A 2,165-nucleotide genomic window follows, 5' to 3' on the forward strand; every position below is an offset into this window, starting at 1 on the left:
AGTTTAAATAGAGGACAAATCAATTTTTAATATCGGGTCAATTTTATATACAATCCCAATATTTTTTCTATTTTTGGATATTTTGTGGGAATTATTCTCATATTTTATGAAGGAATCAATATCCTATTGAGCTTCACTAGTATGAAATTATGTTTTTATGCAATACATATATTAAATGAAAAAATTTGTGGCTGAAATCTGTCTGAAGATAATCCATACATCCAATTTTTAATATGAAGGATTACGGTCTAATCAACTCTCTTAAAACTTTTTTATTTGAGTTAAATATAGGCTTAGGATATTTCAAAAATTACATATAAGTTATTTAAAATAACAAAACTGAATATAATATCCAGTATATTGGCCTCCAGACGGAGGCCTTTTTTTCAATTTTCATGAATCTCCCTGTTGACCTTATTTAATCAGTGGTGTATAATGGTGTATGAAGAATAAGGAGGGATTTTTTATGCCGCAAGTTTTTAAAAGACATAATATTTTATTTTCAGATGAAGAATGGGATCTTATAACTGAAAAAGCAAAGGAACTTAAAATTTCTGTTAGTGAGTTTATAAGAAAAACGATGACTAAAGAAATACAAGAAAGAGACAGTCAAGACCTTTTAAATTATATAAATGAAAATTGTGAATATGTATCTCCCAAAGAAGAGGAAGAAATAATACGAATGCTGGAAGGAATAGATTTAGACGATGATTCTGATGCAGTAGAGGTGACTGTGGATGATATCTTACAAGGTTAAATATAAAAAAGAAGCCCAAAAATTTTTATTAAGAAATAAAAAAGTAGGACTTCAATTTCACAGAGTCTTTGATAATATATCAAAAGATATTGAGTCAGTAGACTTGTATAATATAAAGAATCTTCAAGGTTATGAGAATTTAAAGAGACTTAAGATAGGGAGTTATAGATCTATTTTTAAAATAGACAATGAAGGGCAATTAATTATTGTAGCAATCATTGGTCCTCGTGGTGACATATATAAAAAAATAAAGGGTCTTTAGATTTTCAAAAAAGTCTGTTTCAAGTTTGTGTAACTATTTTAGACAACAAAACTAAATATAATACTCAAGATATGCTTAGAGGTCTCCTTATGGAGGCCTTTTTGTTTCTATAATTTAGTATTGATTCAATTATTTGTAGTAATATGTGCTTTATTTATATTCGATAAACTAATGTTATATACAACATATAATTTTACTAGAAGTGATCTCATTGTATCATGTGGATTTTTATACAAGAGAAAATGGGAAATGCCCTGTAAAAGATTTTCTAGATTCTCTTGAAAAAAAGATGTTAGCAAAAGCTTTAAGAGAATTAAAACTGCTTCAAGATAATGGACGAGATTTAAAGGAACCTCATGTGAAATATATGAAAAATGGATTATATGAGCTTAGAGTAAAAGCTGGTTCAGATATATCTAGAATATTCTATTTTTTTTCTAATGAAGATATAATTTTAACAAATGGGTTTATCAAGAAAACACAGAAACCCCAAAAAAAAGAATTTGATAAGGCACTAGAGTATAAAGATGATCATTTAAGGAGGTATGAAAATGAAATTTGATAATTATTTAACTGAAAAATTGAAGGATATTGAAATTAAAGAAAAGTATGATAGATTAAGACCTGAATATGAAATAATAACAGCAATGATAAAGGCTAGAAAAGAAAAAGGTATAAGTCAGTCTGATTTAGCTAAACTAATAGGTACAGATCAATCAAGGATCAGTAGACTTGAGAAAGGATCTCTCAATCCAAGTCTAGAATTTTTAAAAAGGGTAGCTGAAGGTTTAGGTCAAGAGCTACATATATCTTTTATTCCAAAGCATTCATAATCTAACCTATAGAATTAATTTCTGTTAAAAAGACTTCAGTTGATGAAGTCTTTTTTTGTAGAAGAAGAAAACCACCTGGTATGCAGGTGGACCCAAAATTTCGAAAGGCTATACTTGATTACTCTCGATCAATTTAATGAAAAGCCGGTTATAAAAGGTGGTAAGCAGTGTGTTCTTCTAGGAAAAACCATTCTGAAAAGCACCATGGATGAGAAGGCAGGTATTATGACGTGGGTAGATAAAGATCATCTTACATTGATAAGTTGGGGGATTGATGTTGAACCCGAGAAGGAATCATGTAAAAAGTACTACC

General features: G+C 28.9%; 4 protein-coding genes and 1 pseudogene. All 5 read left to right on the forward strand.

Annotated features, from left to right (window positions below; translation table 11 throughout):
- The first annotated feature begins 466 nt into the window (after positions 1-466).
- Positions 467-757, forward strand: coding sequence for a hypothetical protein (locus tag ABZA26_RS13405; RefSeq protein WP_372715004.1), 291 nt, complete (start codon positions 467-469; stop codon positions 755-757).
- Positions 738-1,019, forward strand: a complete 282-nt coding sequence (locus tag ABZA26_RS13410; protein WP_372715005.1) for a type II toxin-antitoxin system RelE/ParE family toxin — start codon at positions 738-740, stop codon at positions 1,017-1,019. The genes ABZA26_RS13405 and ABZA26_RS13410 overlap by 20 nt, the downstream gene beginning before the upstream one ends.
- Before the next feature lie 220 nt (positions 1,020-1,239).
- Positions 1,240-1,581: a type II toxin-antitoxin system RelE/ParE family toxin gene (locus tag ABZA26_RS13415; protein ID WP_372715006.1), complete on the forward strand. Its 342-nt coding sequence runs from the start codon at positions 1,240-1,242 to the stop codon at positions 1,579-1,581.
- Positions 1,571-1,852 carry a helix-turn-helix domain-containing protein gene (locus ABZA26_RS13420; protein WP_372715007.1) on the forward strand — a complete coding sequence of 94 codons (282 nt, stop codon included), beginning with the start codon at positions 1,571-1,573 and terminating at the stop codon, positions 1,850-1,852. The genes ABZA26_RS13415 and ABZA26_RS13420 overlap by 11 nt, the downstream gene beginning before the upstream one ends.
- A gap of 39 nt (positions 1,853-1,891) precedes the next feature.
- A pseudogene (locus ABZA26_RS13425) lies at positions 1,892-2,165 on the forward strand (hypothetical protein); the annotation flags it as partial.

This window comes from Ilyobacter sp., assembly GCF_041583315.1.
Taxonomy (GTDB): domain Bacteria; phylum Fusobacteriota; class Fusobacteriia; order Fusobacteriales; family Fusobacteriaceae; genus Ilyobacter.

What these genes read in the sequence shown, in the direction of transcription:
- ABZA26_RS13405 (WP_372715004.1), top strand. Translation starts at nt 467, where the DNA reads ATGCCGCAAGTTTTTAAAAGACATAATATTTTATTTTCAGATGAAGAA.
- ABZA26_RS13410 (WP_372715005.1), top strand. Translation starts at nt 738, where the DNA reads ATGATATCTTACAAGGTTAAATATAAAAAAGAAGCCCAAAAATTTTTA.
- ABZA26_RS13420 (WP_372715007.1), top strand. Translation starts at nt 1,571, where the DNA reads ATGAAATTTGATAATTATTTAACTGAAAAATTGAAGGATATTGAAATT.